Below are 18,824 nucleotides of genomic sequence, written 5' to 3' on the forward strand. Positions count from 1 at the left end.
ATAAGCGCAGCCCCGCCGGCTTGTGTAGGCCGCACGCAACCCCAGATAGCCCCCATGACCCAAAGCACCCAACACCACAAGCTGCTGATCCTCGGCTCCGGCCCGGCCGGCTACACGGCCGCCATCTATGCCGCCCGCGCCAACCTGCAGCCGACCTTGATCACCGGCATCGCCCAGGGCGGCCAGCTGATGACCACGACCGAGGTGGACAACTGGCCGGCGGACGTGATGGGCGTCCAGGGCCCGGAGCTGATGCAGCGCTTCCAGCAGCATGCCGAGCGCTTCAACACCCAGATGGTGTTCGACCACATCAACGAGGTCGACCTGTCCAAGCGCCCGTTCACGCTCAAGGGCGACAGCGGCAGCTACGGCTGCGACGCCCTGATCATCGCCACCGGCGCCTCGGCCAAATACCTGGGCCTGCCTTCGGAAGAGAGCTTCATGGGCCGCGGTGTCAGCGGTTGTGCGACCTGCGACGGCTTCTTCTACCGCGGCCAGGAAGTCTGCGTGGTCGGCGGAGGCAACACCGCCGTCGAGGAGGCCCTGTACCTGAGCAATATCGCCACCAAGGTCCACGTGATCCACCGCCGCGACAAGTTCCGCGCCGAGCCCATCCTGGTGGACAAAATGATGGCCAAGGTCGCCGAGGGCAAGATGGTGCTGCACACCTTCCACACGCTGGACGAAGTGCTGGGCGACCAGAGCGGCGTCACCGGCGTCCGAATCAAGAGCACGCAGGACGGCTCGACCACCGATCTGAAGCTGCAGGGCTGCTTCATCGCCATCGGCCACCAGCCCAACACCGACATCTTCAAGGGCCAGCTGGAGATGAAGGACGGCTACATCGTCACCAAGAGCGGCCTGAACGGATTTGCCACCATGACCAGCGTGCCCGGCGTCTTTGCCGCCGGCGACGTGCAGGACCATGTCTACCGCCAAGCCATCACCTCGGCCGGCACCGGCTGCATGGCCGCGCTGGACGCCCAGCGGTTCCTGGAGCAGGAACAGGGCTGATCCCCGCGCCTACGACGGCAAGCCCGGCAGCGCCAGCTGGCCGGGCTTTTCTTTTGTGGCTATAATCGCCGGCTTGCCTGCTGGATAGACCGCACCGTTGTCGGGTTCCTTGCGAACCTGACCCGGCTTGGCAGGCATTGCGGTCGAAGGGGTGTCTTGGTTTTCGGATCCCGCACGGGATCTTCAAGCCACCTGGTGAAGCGATAGTAATCAAACCGGAGAAGCGTCATGGCACGCGTCTGTCAAGTCACGGGCAAGAAGCCCATGGTGGGAAACAATGTCTCCCACGCCAACAACAAGACCAAGCGTCGGTTCCTGCCCAATCTGCAGTACCGCCGTTTCTGGGTCGAGAGCGAGAACCGCTGGGTCCGCCTGCGCATCAGCAACGCCGCTCTGCGTTTGATCGACAAGGTCGGCATCGACCAAGTCGTCGCCGATCTGCGCGCCAAGGGCGAGCTCTGATCGCCAGTCCCCTTTAACTATCTAGGAGCATCAACATGGCTGCAAAAGGCGGACGCGAGAAGATCAAGCTGGAATCCACGGCTGGTACCGGTCACTTCTACACCACCAACAAGAACAAGAAGACGACGCCCGAAAAGCTCGAATTCATGAAGTTCGACCCCAAGGCTCGCAAGCACGTCCTGTACAAGGAAATCAAGCTGAAGTAATTCGGCGCCAGGCTTGCGCCTTCAACAAGAAACCCGCCTCGGCGGGTTTTTTGCTTTCTGGTCGAGCGAATGGCTCAGGGCTTTTTGCCGCCGCCGAACTCTTCCTTCAGCCACTCGTCGAGCATGCGCTTCTCGAAGCGCAGCTGATCACCCGTGGAATAGCGGTTGGAACGGTCCATGTAGTTCATGTCCACGACATGGGCCTTGCCTTCCTTGAGCACCCGACCGCCTTCGGTGAGCTTGTAGCTGAGGTCCATGGTCGGGATCGTAATTTGGCGCATCACGCGGATATGGTCCATGCGCCGCCCCCAGGGCTCCTCTTCACCGGCCAGGTTGACGTCGGAAACCTCGATCGCGAGGTCCTGGCTGCCACTCAGGTATTTGGCGGCCTGGGTCTGCAGATGCGACTGGATGCCCTTGAGCGTCTCGTCACGATCACCGGTGAACCAGCCCAGGTCAACGAACTTCTCAGGCTGGACGAAACGCACGGTCACCGCAGCCTGTGCACCAGCACTCACCAGCAGGGCTGCCATCAGCAGCGGCTTGAAGATCCTGTTCATGGGAGCCTCCTTCGTCATGAAAGACATGGAGAAGTATAGGCAGCACCCATGAAAAAGGCGCCGACTCGCGGCGCCTTTACCTCGCTTAACGCGCAGGCTTTCAGGCCCGGGCAGCTCGCAGACTCATGGAGAAAGCGCGCAGCTCAGCAATGCCGCTCTCTTCCGCCTTGCGGCACCAGGCTTGCAGGTCCGCCACCAATTGCTCGGCCGACACATTGGTGCGGGTCCAGAGCTGGCGCAGTTCCTCGCGCATGGACAGGAGCTTGTCGATTGCCGGGCTGGCGGCGCGGGCACCACTGATGCCAGCCTGTCCATCGGCCGGAATGAAGTCGTTGTCGCGGTGCAGCCAGCGCTTGGCCAGCTTGAACTGCGCCCACTTGGCGCTGTGCTGTTCGCCCTGGGCCTTCAGCTTGGCCAGTTCGGCAGCGCAGGCGGCCTTGAGGCTGCGGCCATAGGCAGCCATCACTTCGTAGCGGTTGGAGATCACCGCCTCCAGCGTGTCCTTGTCGGCCGGCTTGATCTCACCCAGCGTCAGCTTGGGCGCTGTCTTGCGGACCTTGGCCCAGCCGATCAACTCGAAGGCGCGGATATAGCCCCAGCCGATGTCGAATTCAAAGGGCTTGACCGAGAACTTGGCCGACACCGGATAGGTGTGGTGGTTGTTGTGCAGTTCTTCGCCGCCGATCAGGATGCCCCAAGGCACCACGTTGCGGGACGCATCAGGCGCTTCGAAGTTGCGATAGCCCCAGTAGTGACCGATGCCGTTGATCACGCCGGTCGCCCAGACCGGGATCCAGGCCATCTGGATCGCCCAGATGGTGGCGCCGATGGCACCAAACAGGGCCAGGTTGATGATCAGCATCAGGCCGACACCCTGCCAGGAGAAGCGCGTGTAGAGATTGCGCTCGATCCAGTCGTCCGGCGTGCCCGTGCCGTACTTGGCCATGGTCTCCATGTTCTTGGACTCGGCGCGGTAGAGCTCGACGCCGGTCAGCAGCAGGGCCTTGAGGCCGCGGGTCTGCGGGCTGTGCGGATCTTCCTCGGTCTCGCACTTGGCGTGGTGCTTGCGGTGGATGGCGACGAATTCCTTGGTCACCATGCCCGTGGTCAGCCACAGCCAGAAGCGGAAGAAATGCGAGGGGATGGGACCCAGTTCCAAAGCACGGTGCGATTGCGCACGGTGCAGGAAGATGGTCACGCTCAAGATGGTGAAGTGGGTCAGGACCAGGGTGTACAACACGATCTGCCAGGCGCTGGCGTCCAACAGGCCGTAGCCCAGCCATTGCACCAATGCATCGTGGATGCTCATCAAAACGTTCATTCAGTCCTTACCCTGCCCTTGTGGGGCGCCAAATTGGGGAAACACGAGGCCCGGATTGTAGGCGAGACGCTCTAAATCCGGCCCCCGCAAGCCCGGGTCGTTCTTGCGCTTGGGCAAGAACAGTGCAGTTTGAGACGCTAGCCCGGTATATCAACGGCGCTGCCAGACGGCAGCGAAGAAGCCATCGCTGCCGTGGCGGTGCGGCCAGAGCCTGAGGAATCCCTGGTCGACCAGCTCTTCGGCCCGCGCGACCTGGGCCTTGGCCAGCAAGGCACCGGCGTCCAGGAACTCGAAGTCGGGATGGGCCGCGCTGAACTCACGGGCGATTTCCTCGTTCTCCGCCTCCAGCAGGCTGCAGGTCGCATAGACCAGCCGGCCGCCCGGCTTGAGCATGCGCGCGGCGCTGGCCAGGATGGCGCGCTGCTTTTCTTGCAACTCGGTCACCGCCTGCGGCGACTGGCGCCACTTGAGGTCGGGATTGCGACGCAGCGTGCCCAGGCCCGAGCAAGGCGCGTCGACCAGCACACGGTCGATTTTTCCGGCCAGGCGCTTGACCCGGTCATCGCGCTCATGGGCGATCTGGGCCGGGTAGACGTTGGACAGGCCGCTGCGGGCCAGCCGGGGCTTGAGCGCATCCAGGCGATGGCCGGACACGTCAAAGGCATAGAGGCGGCCGGTATTGCGCATCGCCGCGCCCAGGGCCAGGGTCTTGCCGCCGGCACCGGCGCAGAAGTCCACGACCATCTCGCTGCGCTTGGCCTCGAGCAGCAGGGCCAGCAGCTGGCTGCCCTCGTCCTGCACCTCGACGCCGCCGCTGGTGAAGATGTCCAGCTTGTTCAGCGCCGGCTTGCCCTGGGCGCGCAGGCCCCAGGGCGAGTAAGGCGTGGCCTCGGTCGTCACACCTTGAGCGGCGAGTTGGGCCTGGGCTTCTTCGCGCTTGAGCTTGAGCAGATTGACCCGCAGGTCCAGCGGCGCCGCCTGGTTCATTGCATCGACCAGCGGCCAGAAATCGACCTCGCCCAGTCGCGCCAGCAGCGGCTCGGCCAGCCAGTCCGGCAGGTTGTGGCGCAGCTTGGGCGCCAATTGGCCCCTGTCGATGCTGGCCACCTGCTTCAGCCATTGCTGTTCGGTCTCGCTCAGCGCACCGCGCAGAAAAGTCTCGCTGCCCTGCCAGGCCAGCAGACACAGGCGGCGCTCCAGCGCGCCGCTGCCGGATTGAGCCAGATGCTGAAGCAGCTGGCGCTGGCGCAGCACGGTGTAGACGGTTTCGGCCAGCGTATGGCGTTCGCGCTGGCCCAGCGTCTTGTTCTTGCGGAAGAAGCTCGACACCACGGCGTCGGCCGGCGAATCGAGCTTGAGGACGCTGCGCAGCAGCTCGCAGCACATGTCGAGAAGGGCATTAGGATGCATGGCGCCGATTATCCCAGGCCCTTGCGCCGCCCCAGATGAGCTCAGACGACCTGCCCCCGCTCCCCGCCACTCCGCCCGGCCGCTACCGCCACTACAAGGGCGGCGAGTACGAGGTCATGGGCGTGGCGAGGCACAGTGAAACGCTGGAGCCGCTGGTGGTCTACCGGCCGCTCTACAACGCCACGGGCCTCTGGGTGCGGCCCCACGAGATGTTCTTCGGCAGCCTGGAGATCGATGGGGTCCTGGTCCGGCGCTTCGCGCCCGTGGAGGCATGAGCGGCCGCCTGCTTCGCCAGTTGCGGATGCGGCCGCGCCTGCTGACCGCCATCGGATTCGGCGCGGCCCTGGCGGTGGCCTGGCCCGGCCTGCCCCTGGTCACCCGCCTGCTGCTGGGCTGGACCAGCGGTGTCTGGCTCTACCTGCTGCTGATCCTGGTGCTGATGCGCGGCACCGATGCCCATCACCTGAAGCAGCGGGCCATCGCCCAGGCCGACAGCATGACGGCCGTGCTGCTGCTGGCCATGGTGGGCGCCCTGGCCAGCCTGGCCGCCATAGCGCTGGAGCTGAACCGCGTCCGGCATGGCGTCAACGTGATCGAGGGCTGGCCCTATCTGCTGCTGGCCGTGGGCACGGTGGCCGGCACCTGGCTGCTGCTGCCGGTGGAATTCGCCCTCGCCTATGCCAGCCTCTATCACCGGGGCGAGGGGCCGCATGGCCTGGAGTTTCCGGGCAACGGCGAAGTGCCCGACTACGGCGATTTCCTTTACTTCGCGGTCACGCTGGCCGCGACCTCGCAGACCTCGGACGTCACGGTCAGCGCGCGGCCGGTGCGGCGCCTGGTCCTGGTCCAGGCCGTGCTGTCCTTCGTCTTCAACACCGGGGTGCTGGCGCTGACGATCAACGTGCTGGCCGGCCTGGTCGGCTGAAGCTCAGCTGAAAGACTGCGATTCGCCGGCGAGCTGGACGACACGCTCGCCCTCGATCCGCAACTGGCCCTCGATGAACCAGCGCACGGCGCGCGGATACATGCGGTGCTCCTGAACCAGCACACGGGCGGCCAGCTTGGACGCATCGTCACCATCCAGCACCGGCACGACGGCCTGCGCCACGATGGCGCCATGGTCCAGCTCGGCGGTGACGAAGTGCACCGTCGCACCGGCGAAGCGGCAGCCAGCCTCGATGGCCCGCTCATGCGTGTGCAGGCCGGTGAAGGCCGGCAGCAGCGAGGGATGGATGTTCAGCATCCGGCCTTCGTAGTGGCGGGTGAAGCCCGGTGTCAGGATGCGCATGAAGCCGGCCAGCACCACCAGATCGGGCGCAAAGCCATCGATCACGCGCTGCAGCTCGGCATCAAAGGCCTCGCGGCTGGGATAGGCCTTGTGATCCACCACGGCCGTCGCCACACCATGCTCGGCGGCGAACTTCAGGCCGGCGGAATCGGGCCGGTTGCTGATCACGGCGGCGATCTCGGCCTGCCAGGCTTCCTGTGCATGGGCCTTGACGATGGCCTCCATGTTGGAGCCTCGGCCCGAGATCAGAATGACGATGCGTTTCATGCGGGCAGCAGTGTAGCTGCCTACAATTCGCGACCCTCAGCCGCCTCCCTTCATGACCGAGTCAGCCACCCCCAGCCAGTCCCGCGAGCGCGTGCTCTCGGGCATGCGTCCGACCGGAGCCCTGCACCTGGGCCATTACCACGGCGCCCTGAAGAACTGGCTGCGCCTGCAGCAGACCCATGACTGCTTCTTCTTCGTCGCCGACTGGCATGCGCTGACCACGCATTACCAGCAACGCGAGAACCTCGAACACCACGTCTACGACATGGTGGTGGACTGGCTGGCCGCCGGCATAGACGCCGAACAGGCCACGCTCTTCATCCAAAGCCGCATGCCCGAGCATGCCGAGCTGTTCACCCTGCTCGCCATGAGCACGCCCTCCTCCTGGCTGGAACGCATTCCCAGCTACAAGGACCAGGTCGACAAGAACCGCGAGCTCGCCACCTACGGCTTCCTCGGCTACCCGCTGCTGCAGGCCGCCGACATCCTGCTCTACAAGGCCTCGGGCGTGCCGGTCGGCGAGGACCAGACCGCCCACGTCGAGATCACCCGCGAGGTCGCGCGCCGCTTCAACCGCATCTATTGCGGCGAGCAGCCGGTACTGCCGGAACCCCAGGCCCTGCTGACCGAGACCTCGCGCCTGACCGGCCTGGACGGCCAGAAGATGAGCAAGAGCGCCGGCAATGCCATCGCCATGCGCGACGCGCCCGAGCTGGTCGAGTCCAAGATCAACACCATGCCCACCGACCCGCAGCGGGTGCGCCGCAGCGACGCAGGTGATCCGTCGCGCTGCCCGGTCTGGCCGCTGCACCAGGTCTATTCCAGCCTGGACACGAGGGTCGAGCTTGAGCAAGGCTGCCGCACCGCCTCGATAGGCTGCCTGGACTGCAAGCGCCCCCTGATCGAAGCAATCCAGAAGGAGCAGGCGCCCTGGCGCGAACGCGCCGAGGAGTTGCTGGCCGATCCGAAAAAGGTGCACTGGATCGTCGAGGTCGGCACCGAGCGCGCGCGTGCGGTCGCACGCAAGACGCTGCGCGAAGTCCGCGGCGCGATCGGCCTGAGCTACTGAAGATCGCCGTGGCCCGCCTGCACCTCATCGACATCGAGGCGGCCATCAACTGGTGGCGCGAGCGCCGCCCCAGCCTAGACGGCGTGCAAGCCTGCGCCGAGGTACTGGCCTTGGCCGAGGTCTATGGCCGCATGGCCTACGAACACAGCCGCTGCGTCGAAGAAGAAGCCATGCCGGCCGCGGCCATGCAGGCCTGGCTCGCCTGGTACGAGAGCACGCCCGACGCGCCCTGCATCGCCATCTGCTCCACCAGCCAGGGTGACGAAGTCTGCAAGGGCTGTGGGCGCAGCTTCGACGAGGTGCAGAACTGGCCGGTGCTGACGCCGGTGGAGAAGCGCGAGACCTGGCAGCGCATCACGCTGGAAGCCAGCGCCTGGCGCTTCAACCGCTATGCCGAGCGGGCGCTGGAGTCGCGGGGGGCGGACGCTTGAGCAGCCCGTTCCGGCACAGCCTTTCACGCATCCTGCCGCTGGCCTGGCCGGTCTTCATCGGCCAGTTGGCTGTGTTGGCCTTCTCGACCATAGACACCGTGCTGGTCGGCCGCTATTCGGCCACCGACCTGGCTTCGCTGGCGGTTGGCGCAGCGGTCTACATGACGGTCTTCGTAGGCCTGATGGGCGTGGTGCTGGCGGTGATGCCGCTGTCGGGCCAGCATTTCGGCGCCGGCCGGCTGCGCGAGGCCGGTGACGAATTGCACCAGGCGGTCTGGACAGCGCTGATGCTGTCCCTGCCCGGCCTGGCCGTCCTGTTGATGCCCGATCCTTTTCTGTGGATCGCGCGTACCAGCCCCGAGGTCGAGACCAAGATCCGGCACTATCTATTGGCCCTGGCGCCCGCCCTGCCTGCGGCCCTGGTGTTCACCGCCTACCGCGGCTTCAACACCGCCGTCTCGCGGCCCAAGATGGTGATGCTGCTGCAGCTGGCGGCTCTGCTGCTCAAGCTGCCGCTGACGGCCCTGCTGATCCACGGCCACGGCGACTGGCTACCAGCACTGGGCGTGGTTGGCTGCGGAATCGCCACCTCGGTGGTGATGTGGATTCAGGTGGCCGTCACACTGGGCATCACGCGCCGCGACCCGTTCTATGCCAAGTTCGGCCTGCACGAAGGCCGTGGCCTGCACCGACCACGCTGGGCGGCGATGTGCGAATTGCTGAAGCTGGGCGTGCCCATGGGCTGCTCGATCGTGATCGAGGTCAGCGGCTTCACCTTCATGGCCATCTTCATCGCACGCCTGGGCGCCACGGCCGTGGCCGGCCATCAGTTGGCGATGAACCTGGTGTCGCTGCTCTTCATGATGCCGCTGGCCCTGGCCAATGCCAGCTCCACCCTGGTGGCGCAACGCATAGGCGCTAGGGACCCGGCCGATGCCGCTCGGCTCGGCTGGCACGGCCTGATCACGGCCGTGCTCCTCGCCGCCGTCAATGGCGGCCTGCTGGCGCTGGGCCGCCAGAGCGTGCTCGGCCTCTATACGAACGACGCCGCCGTGGTGGCCGCGGCCATGCCGCTGCTGGTCTGGCTCTGGTTCTTTCACACGGCCGATGCGGCCCAGACCGTGGCAGCCTTCGTGCTGCGCTCGTACCGCATCGCCACCGCGCCCATGGTGGTCTATGCCCTGGCCATCTGGGGCGTGGGCATGGCGGGCGGCTATTGGCTGGCCTTCTCGCGGCCGGTCGAGGCGCTGGCCGGCGCCCAGGGTTTCTGGGCTGCGGCCACGGTCGGCCTGGTCGTCGCGGCCGCCGGCATGACGGCCGTGCTGGCCTGGGTGCACCGGCAGGAAGCCGCCGAGTCGGCTAGGGCCTGACCGCGGTCACCTCGATCTCGACCAGCCAACCCGGCAGGACCAGGCCGGCCACCTGCATCACCGAGCGCGAAGGCAGATTGGGCTGGGCCGCATGGCCGAAATGCTCGCGGTAGGCCGCCATGAAGCCTTCGAAATCCATGCGCCCTCCCTTGGCCGGATCGCCGACCAGGAAGACCTGCATCTTGATCACGTCGCCCATGGACAGGCCCAGACCCTTGAGCGTTCGCTCTATCGCGGCCAGCGTGCCTTGCGTCTGCAACTTGGTATCGCCATAGGCTGCCAAAGAGCCGGCCGGCGCCTTGTCGTCCACCACCGGCGGCACGGCACCGCTGAGGAAGACCAGGGTGCGCCCGGCCGGCACCTCGACCGCGCTGGCAATCGGGAAGTTGGAGCCGGGAATCTTGTGCCGCACGACGGGCGCCGTATCGGCCTTGATCGCCTGGCTCGCCAGCAGCAGGCCGGTCAGCAGGGCGGTGCGGATCATCATGGGTCTCTTCATGGCTTCTCCTTCTGTTCTGGATGTTGGGGGCGCAGCGCCTTGACCTCCTCAGGCCGAGTCGCCTCGTAGTCCGGCTTGCCGAAGCGCTGCCGGACCAGGCTGGATACGGCGGCAATCTGGGCGTCGTCCAGCTGCCAGCCAAAGGCCGGCATGGCACCGCGGCCGTTCAGCACGGTCAGCAAGACAAATTCCTTGCTGGCCAGCTTGCCATTGCCTGCCAAAGCCGGGTAGCTGGCGGCGCCGCTCGCTCCGCGCCCGTCCGGCATGTGGCAGCCAGCGCAGATCGAGGCATAGAGCTTGGGCCCGTCGCGCTGCTGGAAACGCCAGCCATTCGAGAACTGGGCGTCGTCCGCCTGGGCCAGCGGGGTGGACAGCAGCAACACGGCGCAAAGGCGAATCTTCATGGCTCACCCCCGGGCGCTGGCGCGCCTGTGCAATTCGGTGATCGCATGCCGAGCCGACAGCACCGCCCCCTCCTGCCAGCCCGGCAGCAGCGAGGCATGCTCACCGGCCAGCACGATGCGGCCGTCCATCTTCAAGAGCGCCGGGTAATGGACGCGCCGGGCCTCGTCGTCCCATTCGCCGAAGCAGCCCAGCGAGAACGGCGAGCGGTGCCAGCCCACCGAAATGCCGCACTCGAACTCCGCCGCAGCCTGCGGATGGACCTGGCCCACCATGGCCAGGGTTTCGCGCAGCCGCCGCTCGGGCGCCATCGCCGTGTACTCGAAGGCGTTCGGGCCGAAGGCATAGGCGCCCAGCAGCACGCCCTTGCGGCTGTGGATCTCGTGGCTGGGATAGCCGATCACGCGGTTGGGAAGTTCGGTGTAGCTGATGCCGCCATAGATGCCTTCGTCCTGCTCCCAGAAACGGCGCTTGAACTGCAGGCCGACCTTGGCCGCCGCCGCATAGGGACAGGCCGAGATCGCCGCCTTCAGCGCCGGGCCGACGGCGATCTCCAGCTGTGACAGCACCGACAGCGGAATCGCCACCACGCAGTAGTCGGCCTTGAGCGTACGCACCGGCGAGCCGGGCCGGGCCAGGTCCTCGCACTCGACACTGACGCCCTGCTCGTCCTGGCCGATACTGCGCACCCGGGTCCGGTACTGGATGCGCGGCCCCACCGCCTTGGCCAGGGCGCGGGCCACGGCGTCCATGCCCCCGACCGGCTGGAACAGCGGCATCTGGAAATCGAACTCGGCGTTGTGGGCCAGCGCGCCCCAGAGGCCGGCATCCAGCAGCTCATGCAGACCTACAGGCTGCTCGGCCGGCGGATCGGCCGAGACGTTCTGGCCCTCGTGCGGCTCGAAGCCGCGCCTGAGCGTGTAGTTGGGCCCGGGCCGGTAGCGGAATTCTCTGTCCAGGCCGCCGAACTCGCGCAGTGCCTCGCGCAGCTTCTCGCGATCCTCGACGCTCAGCTCCTGGTCCAGCTGGTGGCGTGCCACAACCTTGGCCAGCAGCTCGGACACATGGCCGTGTCCATCCGCCTGCATGCTGCGCAAACGTTGCGGCTTGCCCCCGAACAGGCGCGGGCTGTGCAGATAGGCGTTGTGGTTGACGTGAATGAAGGGCTGCAGCTCCACACCGAAGCGCCGGCAATAAGAGAGCAGGCCATGGTGGTGATGCGGAATGCGCCAGGGGCCCGGGTTCAGGTACTGGCCCTTGTCGAAACGGCAGACCTGAGTCGCACCGCCCAGCTCGGTGAACCGGTCGCCGCCGCGCAAGGTCCAGCAGCGGCCGCCGGCGCGCTGGTTGAACTCGATCAACTGGACCTGGTAGCCCGCCCTCTGCAGCTCATAGCCGGCCACCATGCCGGCCACGCCGGCACCGACGATCAACACCCGCTTGCCCTTGGGCGCCCCCTGCAGCGCAAACTCAGTGGCGGCAGGTGAAGCATGGGCCAGCCCCAGCCCGGCCATGGCCGCGTAGGCAGCGCCGCTGCCGGCATGGCGCCCCAGGGCCAGCAGCCACTGGCGCCGGGTCGGATTCGCGGAGCTAGGGGACATCGTCAGCCCTCCTCGCCCCGCAGCTTCCGGCCGATGGGCCGGTAACGGGGCACAGCCACAGACCATAGCGCCGTGACTGACCGCCCATCAGAGGGTATTCCGCAATCGCCGGCCGATCGAAAACCGCGCCGATCGCGCAGCCTGTACCGGCCTTTCTGCAGCCTGTCGTTTGACCTCCGGCGTCGCCCGGAACACAGCCCTAGGCTTCGCCCGTCCCAACCCAGGAGGTCCACATGGAGCCGCGTCACTTTGCCGTCATTACTTTCCTCACCCTTGCTGCCGCCACCGCTTCGGCGCAGTCCTCAGCAGGCCTGAAGCGCATCGAAGTTCAGGGCCGCGCCGTGCCGGTGCGCGTGGCCTGCCCCCAGCTGGAGCAGCAGATGCAGGACCGCCTCGCCTACCAGTGGCGACAGCTGCAGATGGGGGGTGAATTCCGGGTCGACTTCAACCTCACCAACGGCGAGGTGCAAGAGATCCTGGTGGAGGGCAAGCCCAAGGCCTATGCCAACGAAATCCGCCGCGTGCTGCGCAGCCTGGACTGCAGCGGCCAGCCCCATGCACAGAACTTCGCACTGCAATTGCGCGTGCTGGATGACGATGAAGTCCGCCGCGGCGGCCAGCAGGTCGCGCTGCTAAGCCGCTGATCCGCTACAGCCGGCTCAGGCCAGGGGCAGCGTCAGCACGAAGCAGCTGCCACCGCCCTCGCGCGACTCGCAGTGCACCGAGCCACGGTGGCGGGCCGCGATCTGCTTGACCAGGCTGAGCCCCAAGCCCACGCCACCGGCCTGCTCGGCATGGCCGGGCAGGCGAAAGAAGGGCTCGAAGATGCGTTCGCGCATGTCCGGCGGCACACCGGGGCCGCGGTCGCACACGCGCAGCTGCGCCTCGCGCAGCGAGCGGTGCAGCTGCAGCATGACCTCGCCGCCGCCGTAGCGGCGAGCGTTCTCCAGCAGGTTGCGCAGGGCGCGGCGCAGCAGGCGTTCCTCGCCCATGACGCGCAGGTCGGCCATGCCGTTCTCGACATCGAGCTGGGCGCCCAGATGGGCCGCCTCTTCCGCGGCCACGCCCAGCAGGTCGACCGGATCCTTGTGTGGTTCGCCGGCACCGCCCTCCAGGCGGCTGGCCAGCAACACCTCCTCGACCAGGGCGTCCAGCTCGCCGATATTGGTCTCGATCTCGCGGCGAAGTCTTTCACGCTGGGCCGGCGGCGCGTCCTCGATCATCGAGAACGCCATCTTCAGCCGCGCCAGCGGCGAGCGCAGCTCATGGCTGGCATTGGCCAACAGGCTCTGGTGCGAGCGCACCAGGGCCTCGATCTGGCCGGCGGCGCGGTTGAAGCTCTCGGCCAGACGCGCCACCTCATCCTTGCCGTCGTCATCGATGCGATGGCTGAGATTGCCTTCGCCGAAACGTTCGACACCGCGTTGCAGGCCTTCCAGCCGGCGCGTCAGGCGGCGCACCACCGGGTAGGCGCCGGCCGCGACGCCCAGGAACAGCAGGACCAGCAGCAGGGCCAGGCCTTCGCCACCCAGTCGCGGGCCGAACGGGTTGACATTGAGCGGCGTCTCGTCGCGCCGTTGCGGCGGCCGCTGGCCGCGCTCGCCGGCCGGCCCGCCACCTGCACCTACGGAACCGGGCGGACGGAACTGCCGGATGATGGTCAGGCTTCGGCCGTCCTCCAGGTCGATGTTGAGCCGGCGGGCGCCGGGCTCGTCCTCGCGCCTGAGGAATGCTTCGGAAGCGCCGATGCGGCGCCCCTGCTCATCCTCCAGCGCAATGGCCATGCGCAGGCGCTGGCCCCACTCGCGCAGCGAGGCGGCCTGGTCTTCCTTGGGGGCGCTGGCCGGTGGCAGGGCGCGGTGGATCAGCAGCGCCATCGCGGTCAGGCGCTCGCCGGCCGCCGCATCGGCATTGCCGCGCTCTTGCTCGATCTGGTGCTGAAACAACCAGGCCGAGCCGAAGGCAAAGGCCGCCAGCACCAGGACGACGGTCAGGTAGATACGGAGATAAAGAGCCTTCATGGACGCAGCGACCGATCACGCATCCGCGTCTTGCTTGCGGGCAAAGACATAGCCCGCGCCACGCACCGTCAGCACGCGCCGCGGTGCCTTGGGGTCGTCCTCGATGACGGCGCGGATGCGCGAGATGTGGACGTCGATCGAGCGGTCGAAGGCATCCAGCGGATGACCCTTGAGCGCATCCATGATCTGGTCGCGCGACAGCACGCGGCCGGGACTCTGGGCCAGCACGACCAGCAGGTCGAACTGGTGGCTGGTCAGGTCGCAGGGCTTGCCGTCCAGCCGCGCCATGCGCGAGGCCAGGTCGATCTCGAGGCGGCCGAAGCGCATCACCTCGTCATCGGCCGCGCCCGGCTCGGCGCGGCGCAGCAGGGCCTTGATGCGGGCCTGCAGCTCGCGCGGTTCGAAGGGCTTGGGCAGGTAGTCGTCGGCACCCAGCTCCAGGCCCAGGATGCGGTCCATCGGTTCACCACGGGCCGACAGCATCAGTACCGGCAGGCGCTTGAGCCGCGGATTGCCACGGAGCTCGCGGCAGAAATCCAGGCCGTCGCCATCGGGCAGCATCAGGTCCAGCACCAGCAGATCGGGCAGCGAATCGTGGATGGTCGCGCGGCCGGCGGCCAGCGAGCCGGCCACGGCCACCTCGAAACCCGCGTGGCTCAGGTAGTCGCCCACCATGGTGGTCAGGCGGGTGTCGTCGTCGATCAGCAGCAGCTTCGTGCTCATGCAGTCAGGCGTGGTGCCGGACCGGGAAGCCCCCGATCCGGCTCCCCGCAGGGGGCTGGTGGAATGGTGGCCGAGCATAGCCCGATCCCGAGAGGCTTACTGGCCCGCCTTGGCACCGGCGGCGCGGGCCTTCATGTGCTCGGCCATGCGGGCCTGGCGCTTCTTCATCTTCTCGGCGAACTTGGCGCGCTGCTCGGGCGTCAGCACGCGGGCCGCGTCGACCATGGCCTGCGTCATGCGCTTGCTCGCAACCTCGTGCTGGGCCTGCATCTGCTGGCGCAGCGACTCGAAGGCGGCGGCATCGATATTGGGCGCGGCGAACAGGGCGAGGCCCTGCTCGTGCAGCTTGCGGCCGGCCTCATGCTGGGCCTTCAGGTCCTGCATCGCAGCCTTCATGATGTTGTGGATCTGGGTGCGCTGGGCGTCGGTGGCGTCCACGCTTTCCAGCACCTGCTCCATGCGGCCGAAGGGCAGCAGGCCCGGGCCACCGGCGCCGGGGCCGCCATGGCGTCCCATCGGCTGGGCTTGCGAGGCCAGGGCGGCCAGGCCCAGCAGGCCGGCCAGGGCGAATTGCTTGATCAGGGTCTTGGTGCTCATCGAAGGCTCCTCGATACAGAGTGGGTGTGAGCGAATGTTCGACCGCCACCGTAACGCCGCCATGCCCTGGTGGTAAAGATCCGTAAACAAGAAAAAAGGCCGCCCGGGTGGGCGGCCTTCGAACAGCAGCGAGGCTTAGCGAATCGGCTTGAAACGCACGCGCTTCGGACGGGCGCCTTCTTCGCCAAGGCGCTTCTTCTTGTCGGCTTCGTACTCGTGGAAGTTGCCGTCGAAGAAGAACCACTGCGAGTCGCCCTCGCAGGCCAGGATGTGGGTGCAGATGCGGTCCAGGAACCAGCGGTCGTGGGAGATCACCATGGCCGAGCCGGCGAACTCCAAGAGCGCCTCTTCCAGCGCGCGCAGGGTTTCAACGTCCAGGTCGTTGGACGGCTCGTCCAGCATCAGCACGTTGCCGCCCTGGGCCAGGGTCTTGGCCAGGTGCAGACGGCCGCGTTCACCGCCGGACAGGCTGCCCACCAGCTTCTGCTGGTCGTTGCCCTTGAAGTTGAAGCGGCCCAGATAGGCGCGGCTGGGCATCACGAACTTGCCGACGGTGATGTTGTCCAGGCCGCCCGAGACGTCTTCCCACACGGTCTTCTCGGCCTCCAGGCTGGCGCGGCTCTGATCGACGAAGGCCATCTTGGCCGTCTTGCCGATCTTGACCGTGCCGCTGTCCGGCGTCTCCGTGCCCTGCAGCATGCGGAACAGCGTGGACTTGCCGGCGCCGTTGGGGCCGATGATGCCGACGATGGCGCCGGCCGGCACCTTGAACGACAGGTTGTCGATCAGCAGACGGTCGCCGAAGCTCTTGCTGACGCCTTCGAACTCGATCACCTCATTGCCCAGGCGCTCGGCCACGGGGATGAAGATTTCGTTGGTGACGTTGCGCTGCTGATATTCGACGTCGCTCAGTTCCTCGAAGCGGGCCAGACGCGCCTTGCTCTTGGCCTGGCGGCCCTTGGCGTTGGAACGAACCCACTTGAGTTCTTCCTTCATCGCCTTCATGCGGGCGTCTTCGCTCTTCTGCTCCTGCTCCAGGCGGCGTTCCTTCTGGTCCAGCCACTCGGAGTAGTTGCCCTTCCAGGGAATGCCATGGCCGCGGTCCAGTTCCAGGATCCATTCGGCAGCGTTGTCGAGGAAGTAGCGATCGTGGGTGATGGCCACGACGGTGCCGGGGAAGCGCTGCAGGAACAGCTCCAGCCACTCGACCGACTCGGCGTCCAGGTGGTTGGTCGGCTCGTCCAGCAGCAGCATGTCGGGCTTGGAAAGCAGCAGGCGGCACAGGGCGACGCGGCGCTTCTCGCCGCCGGACAGCACGCCGATGTTGGCGTCCCAGGGCGGCAGGTTCAGGGCGTCGGCGGCCAGTTCCAGCTGCAGGTCGGTGTTCTCGGAACCGGCGGCGGCGATGATGGCCTCCAGCTCGCCCTGCTCGGCCGCCAGCGCGTCGAAGTCGGCATCCGGCTCGGCATAGGCCGCATAGACCTCGTCCAGGCGCTTCTTGGCGGCCAGCACGCCGCCGATGCCTTCCTCGACCGCTTCACGCACGGTCTGGTCCGGGTTCAGGCGCGGCTCCTGTTCCAGGTAGCCGATCTTGATGCCCGGCATCGGGATGGCTTCGCCTTCGATCTCCTTGTCGACGCCGGCCATGATCTTGAGCAGGGTGGACTTGCCCGAGCCATTGACGCCCAGCACGCCGATCTTGGCGCCGGGGAAGAAGGACAGCGAGATGTCCTTGAGGATGTGGCGTTTCGGGGGAACCGTCTTGTTGACACGGTTCATCGAGAAGACGTATTGCGCCATGGGCTTCCTGGATGTTCGGGAGAGATTCTTGGGGGAGGCGGCAGGGCCGGCCTGGGGCAAACCGCGCCGGGGCGGATTGCGAAGCTGCGTATTGTCGCAGCATCGGCCGGGTTTGCCCGGACCTGGCGCCGCCGGCCCCTGCCTACACTGCCCCGCGAGCCCAGAACCGGAGCCCGCCATGCGCCTCGTAGCCTGCCTTACCCTGAGCCTGCTGCTCGCCGCCCAGGCCGCTGCCCAGACCCTGCGCTGGTCCAGCCAGGGCGACCTGCAGACCCTGGACCCGCATTCGCAGAACGAGATCCTGACCAATTCCCTGAATGGACAGATCTACGAAGGCCTGGCGCGTCGCCTGCCCGACCAGAGTGTGGTGCCCAACCTGGCCACCGAATGGACGCGGACCTCGCCCACCACCTGGCGCCTGAAACTGCGCGCCGGCGTCAAGTTCCACGACGGCACGCCGTTCACCGCCGACGACGTGGTGTTCTCCATGCAGCGGCTGCGCGACGCCTACTCGCCGTTCCGTGCCTATGCCTCGGCCGTCGGCATCCCGCGGGCCATCGACCCGCTGACCGTGGAGTTCGTGCAGGACAAGCCCACGCCCATCTTCGTCGAGCTGCTGCCCGGCCTGTTCATCATGAGCAAGCGCTGGGCCGAGGAGCACAAGATCACGCGGCCGCTGAACTACAAGGCCAAGGAAGAAAGCTACGCCAGCCTCAACGCCAATGGCACGGGCCCGTTCATGCTGGTCAAGCGCGAACCCGGCACGCGCACCAGCTACAAGCGCAACCCGGCCTGGTGGAACAAGTTCCAGGGCAATCTGCAGGAGTTCGTCTACCTGCCGATTGGCAATGACGCGACCCGCCTGGCCGCGCTGCTGTCGGGCGAGATCGACTTTCTGCTCGACCCCGCCCCGCGCGACGTGACGCGGCTGCGTCAGACGCCCGGTTTCAAGGTCATGGAAGGCCCGGAGAACCGGATGATCTTCATCGGCATGGACCAGGCCCGCGACAAGCTGCTCTACGGCAAGGTGCCGGGCGACACCAATCCGTTCAAGGACCTGCGCGTGCGCCGCGCCATGTACCAGGCGATCGACATCGAGGCAATCCGGGCCAAGCTGATGAACGGGCTGTCGCATCCCAGCGGCGGCTTCACGCCCTCTCCCATCGGCGCCTACCACGACGCCGCGCTGGAGACCCGCTTGCCCTTCGACCTCGCGGCGGCGAGAAAGCTGATGCAGGAGGCCGGCTATCCGGACGGCTTCGAGGTCACGCTGGATTGCCCGAACAACCGCTACGTCAATGACGAGGAGATCTGCATCGCCTTGGCCTCCATGTGGTCGCAGCTCAAGCTCAAGGTCAAGGTCAATGCCCAGCCCCGCGCGCTGGTGTTCCCCAAGCTGGAGAACCTGGACACCAGCCTCTACCTGTTTGGCTGGGGCGGCGGCGCCAACGATGCCGAGGTGATGTTCTCCCAGATCCTGCGCAAGCGCGGGGCCGACGGCATCGGCTACGCCAACTACGGCCAGTGGGGCTATGACAAGGCCGACCAGCTCGCAGTCGCTTCGGCGCTGGAGGTCAACCCCGACAAGCGCCAGCCCCTGGTCAAGGCCGCGCTGCAGGCCTACCGCGAGCTGCTGCCCATCCTGCCGTTGCACCGCCAGGTCACGCTGTGGGTGATGCGCCAGGGTGTCACGCCGGTCCATGCGGCCAACAACTGGCTGGCGCTGGACCTGGTGACGGTGAACCCTCGGCCATGAAAGGGTAAGGCCGCAAACCTACACTGC

The 18,824-nt window shown here is 66.8% G+C and carries 22 protein-coding genes; 10 read left to right on the forward strand and 12 right to left on the reverse strand.

Going from position 1 to position 18,824, the window contains the following annotated elements; genetic code table 11:
• Positions 1–54: 54 nt before the first annotated feature.
• Positions 55–1,014 carry a thioredoxin-disulfide reductase gene (gene trxB, locus QT382_RS05170; protein WP_289252972.1) on the forward strand — a complete coding sequence of 320 codons (960 nt, stop codon included), beginning with the start codon at positions 55–57 and terminating at the stop codon, positions 1,012–1,014.
• Between the two features lie 9 nt (positions 1,015–1,023).
• Here trxB and QT382_RS05175 read toward each other — a convergent pair whose 3' ends face one another.
• Positions 1,024–1,152 carry a hypothetical protein gene (locus tag QT382_RS05175; RefSeq protein ID WP_289252973.1) on the reverse strand — a complete coding sequence of 43 codons (129 nt, stop codon included), beginning with the start codon at positions 1,150–1,152 and terminating at the stop codon, positions 1,024–1,026.
• 90 nt (positions 1,153–1,242) lie between these two features.
• Here QT382_RS05175 and rpmB point away from each other — a divergent pair, with 90 nt between their 5' ends.
• Complete coding sequence (gene rpmB / locus QT382_RS05180; RefSeq protein ID WP_233375050.1) at positions 1,243–1,476, forward strand: 50S ribosomal protein L28; 234 nt, start codon at positions 1,243–1,245, stop codon at positions 1,474–1,476.
• Positions 1,477–1,511: 35 nt separating this feature from the next.
• On the forward strand, positions 1,512–1,682 hold the full coding sequence (rpmG, locus tag QT382_RS05185) for a 50S ribosomal protein L33 (protein ID WP_289252974.1): 171 nt from the start codon (positions 1,512–1,514) through the stop codon (positions 1,680–1,682).
• A 74-nt stretch (positions 1,683–1,756) separates the two neighbouring features.
• Here the strand turns inward: rpmG and QT382_RS05190 are convergent, their stop codons facing one another.
• The 3 genes from QT382_RS05190 to QT382_RS05200 form a co-directional block, all read right to left on the reverse strand.
• Positions 1,757–2,242, reverse strand: coding sequence for a DUF3016 domain-containing protein (locus QT382_RS05190; protein WP_289252975.1), 486 nt, complete (start codon positions 2,240–2,242; stop codon positions 1,757–1,759).
• A gap of 100 nt (positions 2,243–2,342) precedes the next feature.
• Complete coding sequence (locus QT382_RS05195) at positions 2,343–3,551, reverse strand: DesA family fatty acid desaturase (protein WP_289252976.1); 1,209 nt, start codon at positions 3,549–3,551, stop codon at positions 2,343–2,345.
• A gap of 162 nt (positions 3,552–3,713) precedes the next feature.
• Positions 3,714–4,973: an RsmB/NOP family class I SAM-dependent RNA methyltransferase gene (locus QT382_RS05200; protein ID WP_289252977.1), complete on the reverse strand. Its 1,260-nt coding sequence runs from the start codon at positions 4,971–4,973 to the stop codon at positions 3,714–3,716.
• A gap of 35 nt (positions 4,974–5,008) precedes the next feature.
• Between QT382_RS05200 and QT382_RS05205 the strand changes: the two genes are divergently transcribed.
• Both QT382_RS05205 and QT382_RS05210 read left to right on the forward strand, forming a co-directional pair.
• Positions 5,009–5,248 carry a DUF1653 domain-containing protein gene (locus QT382_RS05205; RefSeq protein WP_289252978.1) on the forward strand — a complete coding sequence of 80 codons (240 nt, stop codon included), beginning with the start codon at positions 5,009–5,011 and terminating at the stop codon, positions 5,246–5,248.
• Positions 5,245–5,898 carry a DUF1345 domain-containing protein gene (locus QT382_RS05210; protein WP_289252979.1) on the forward strand — a complete coding sequence of 218 codons (654 nt, stop codon included), beginning with the start codon at positions 5,245–5,247 and terminating at the stop codon, positions 5,896–5,898. The genes QT382_RS05205 and QT382_RS05210 overlap by 4 nt, the downstream gene beginning before the upstream one ends.
• A gap of 3 nt (positions 5,899–5,901) precedes the next feature.
• Here the strand turns inward: QT382_RS05210 and purN are convergent, their stop codons facing one another.
• Entirely contained in the window at positions 5,902–6,528 is a 627-nt protein-coding gene (gene purN / locus QT382_RS05215) for a phosphoribosylglycinamide formyltransferase (protein WP_289252980.1), read from the reverse strand.
• Positions 6,529–6,580: 52 nt separating this feature from the next.
• On the opposite strand from purN, the gene trpS reads away from it, so the two are divergent.
• The 3 genes from trpS to QT382_RS05230 are packed head-to-tail and all read left to right on the forward strand — an operon-like array spanning position 6,581 to position 9,398.
• The gene (gene trpS / locus QT382_RS05220; protein WP_289252981.1) at positions 6,581–7,597 is read left to right on the forward strand and encodes a tryptophan--tRNA ligase; all 1,017 of its coding nucleotides are present in this window, start codon (positions 6,581–6,583) and stop codon (positions 7,595–7,597) included.
• 8 nt (positions 7,598–7,605) lie between these two features.
• A complete protein-coding gene (locus QT382_RS05225; protein WP_289252982.1) occupies positions 7,606–8,028 on the forward strand; it encodes a DUF3717 domain-containing protein in 423 nt (140 codons plus the stop codon).
• Positions 8,025–9,398: an MATE family efflux transporter gene (locus QT382_RS05230; RefSeq protein ID WP_289252983.1), complete on the forward strand. Its 1,374-nt coding sequence runs from the start codon at positions 8,025–8,027 to the stop codon at positions 9,396–9,398. The genes QT382_RS05225 and QT382_RS05230 overlap by 4 nt, the downstream gene beginning before the upstream one ends.
• Here QT382_RS05230 and QT382_RS05235 read toward each other — a convergent pair.
• From QT382_RS05235 to QT382_RS05245, 3 genes are read right to left on the reverse strand one after another with little or no spacing between them, the layout of a single operon-like run.
• Positions 9,388–9,897, reverse strand: a complete 510-nt coding sequence (locus tag QT382_RS05235; protein ID WP_289252984.1) for a RidA family protein — start codon at positions 9,895–9,897, stop codon at positions 9,388–9,390. The two genes, QT382_RS05230 and QT382_RS05235, sit on opposite strands and share 11 nt — an antisense overlap.
• Entirely contained in the window at positions 9,894–10,301 is a 408-nt protein-coding gene (locus QT382_RS05240; RefSeq protein ID WP_289252985.1) for a c-type cytochrome, read from the reverse strand. The genes QT382_RS05235 and QT382_RS05240 overlap by 4 nt, the downstream gene beginning before the upstream one ends.
• Positions 10,302–10,304: 3 nt before the next feature.
• Positions 10,305–11,900: a flavin monoamine oxidase family protein gene (locus tag QT382_RS05245; protein WP_289252986.1), complete on the reverse strand. Its 1,596-nt coding sequence runs from the start codon at positions 11,898–11,900 to the stop codon at positions 10,305–10,307.
• A 233-nt stretch (positions 11,901–12,133) separates the two neighbouring features.
• Between QT382_RS05245 and QT382_RS05250 the strand changes: the two genes are divergently transcribed.
• The gene (locus QT382_RS05250; RefSeq protein ID WP_289252987.1) at positions 12,134–12,544 is read left to right on the forward strand and encodes a hypothetical protein; all 411 of its coding nucleotides are present in this window, start codon (positions 12,134–12,136) and stop codon (positions 12,542–12,544) included.
• Positions 12,545–12,559: 15 nt separating this feature from the next.
• Here QT382_RS05250 and QT382_RS05255 read toward each other — a convergent pair whose 3' ends face one another.
• From QT382_RS05255 to ettA, 4 genes are all read right to left on the reverse strand, one after another.
• A complete protein-coding gene (locus tag QT382_RS05255) occupies positions 12,560–13,921 on the reverse strand; it encodes a sensor histidine kinase (RefSeq protein ID WP_289252988.1) in 1,362 nt (453 codons plus the stop codon).
• 15 nt (positions 13,922–13,936) lie between these two features.
• Positions 13,937–14,644: a response regulator gene (locus QT382_RS05260; RefSeq protein ID WP_289252989.1), complete on the reverse strand. Its 708-nt coding sequence runs from the start codon at positions 14,642–14,644 to the stop codon at positions 13,937–13,939.
• A gap of 96 nt (positions 14,645–14,740) precedes the next feature.
• A complete protein-coding gene (locus QT382_RS05265; protein ID WP_289252990.1) occupies positions 14,741–15,241 on the reverse strand; it encodes a Spy/CpxP family protein refolding chaperone in 501 nt (166 codons plus the stop codon).
• A gap of 135 nt (positions 15,242–15,376) precedes the next feature.
• Positions 15,377–17,041, reverse strand: a complete 1,665-nt coding sequence (ettA, locus tag QT382_RS05270; protein WP_289252991.1) for an energy-dependent translational throttle protein EttA — start codon at positions 17,039–17,041, stop codon at positions 15,377–15,379.
• Between the two features lie 178 nt (positions 17,042–17,219).
• On the opposite strand from ettA, the gene QT382_RS05275 reads away from it, so the two are divergent.
• Complete coding sequence (locus QT382_RS05275) at positions 17,220–18,797, forward strand: ABC transporter substrate-binding protein (protein WP_289252992.1); 1,578 nt, start codon at positions 17,220–17,222, stop codon at positions 18,795–18,797.
• The last annotated feature ends 27 nt before the right edge of the window (positions 18,798–18,824 follow it).

Origin of the sequence: Pelomonas sp. SE-A7 (assembly GCF_030345705.1) — a bacterium.
In the GTDB taxonomy this organism is placed as follows: Bacteria; Pseudomonadota; Gammaproteobacteria; order Burkholderiales; family Burkholderiaceae_C; genus JAUASW01.

Bases quoted from the DNA above. Each gene is read 5' to 3' on its own strand.
- QT382_RS05195 (WP_289252976.1), bottom strand. From the start codon at position 3,551: ATGAGCATCCACGATGCATTGGTGCAATGGCTGGGCTACGGCCTGTTG.
- QT382_RS05205 (WP_289252978.1), top strand. From the start codon at position 5,009: ATGAGCTCAGACGACCTGCCCCCGCTCCCCGCCACTCCGCCCGGCCGC.
- ettA (WP_289252991.1), bottom strand. From the start codon at position 17,041: ATGGCGCAATACGTCTTCTCGATGAACCGTGTCAACAAGACGGTTCCC.
- QT382_RS05235 (WP_289252984.1), bottom strand. From the start codon at position 9,897: ATGAAGAGACCCATGATGATCCGCACCGCCCTGCTGACCGGCCTGCTG.
- QT382_RS05210 (WP_289252979.1), top strand. From the start codon at position 5,245: ATGAGCGGCCGCCTGCTTCGCCAGTTGCGGATGCGGCCGCGCCTGCTG.
- QT382_RS05190 (WP_289252975.1), bottom strand. From the start codon at position 2,242: ATGAACAGGATCTTCAAGCCGCTGCTGATGGCAGCCCTGCTGGTGAGT.
- QT382_RS05245 (WP_289252986.1), bottom strand. From the start codon at position 11,900: ATGTCCCCTAGCTCCGCGAATCCGACCCGGCGCCAGTGGCTGCTGGCC.
- QT382_RS05275 (WP_289252992.1), top strand. From the start codon at position 17,220: ATGCGCCTCGTAGCCTGCCTTACCCTGAGCCTGCTGCTCGCCGCCCAG.
- rpmB (WP_233375050.1), top strand. From the start codon at position 1,243: ATGGCACGCGTCTGTCAAGTCACGGGCAAGAAGCCCATGGTGGGAAAC.
- QT382_RS05265 (WP_289252990.1), bottom strand. From the start codon at position 15,241: ATGAGCACCAAGACCCTGATCAAGCAATTCGCCCTGGCCGGCCTGCTG.
- QT382_RS05260 (WP_289252989.1), bottom strand. From the start codon at position 14,644: ATGAGCACGAAGCTGCTGCTGATCGACGACGACACCCGCCTGACCACC.
- QT382_RS05240 (WP_289252985.1), bottom strand. From the start codon at position 10,301: ATGAAGATTCGCCTTTGCGCCGTGTTGCTGCTGTCCACCCCGCTGGCC.
- QT382_RS05250 (WP_289252987.1), top strand. From the start codon at position 12,134: ATGGAGCCGCGTCACTTTGCCGTCATTACTTTCCTCACCCTTGCTGCC.
- QT382_RS05175 (WP_289252973.1), bottom strand. From the start codon at position 1,152: ATGCCTGCCAAGCCGGGTCAGGTTCGCAAGGAACCCGACAACGGTGCG.
- QT382_RS05255 (WP_289252988.1), bottom strand. From the start codon at position 13,921: ATGAAGGCTCTTTATCTCCGTATCTACCTGACCGTCGTCCTGGTGCTG.
- rpmG (WP_289252974.1), top strand. From the start codon at position 1,512: ATGGCTGCAAAAGGCGGACGCGAGAAGATCAAGCTGGAATCCACGGCT.
- purN (WP_289252980.1), bottom strand. From the start codon at position 6,528: ATGAAACGCATCGTCATTCTGATCTCGGGCCGAGGCTCCAACATGGAG.
- QT382_RS05200 (WP_289252977.1), bottom strand. From the start codon at position 4,973: ATGCATCCTAATGCCCTTCTCGACATGTGCTGCGAGCTGCTGCGCAGC.
- trpS (WP_289252981.1), top strand. From the start codon at position 6,581: ATGACCGAGTCAGCCACCCCCAGCCAGTCCCGCGAGCGCGTGCTCTCG.
- trxB (WP_289252972.1), top strand. From the start codon at position 55: ATGACCCAAAGCACCCAACACCACAAGCTGCTGATCCTCGGCTCCGGC.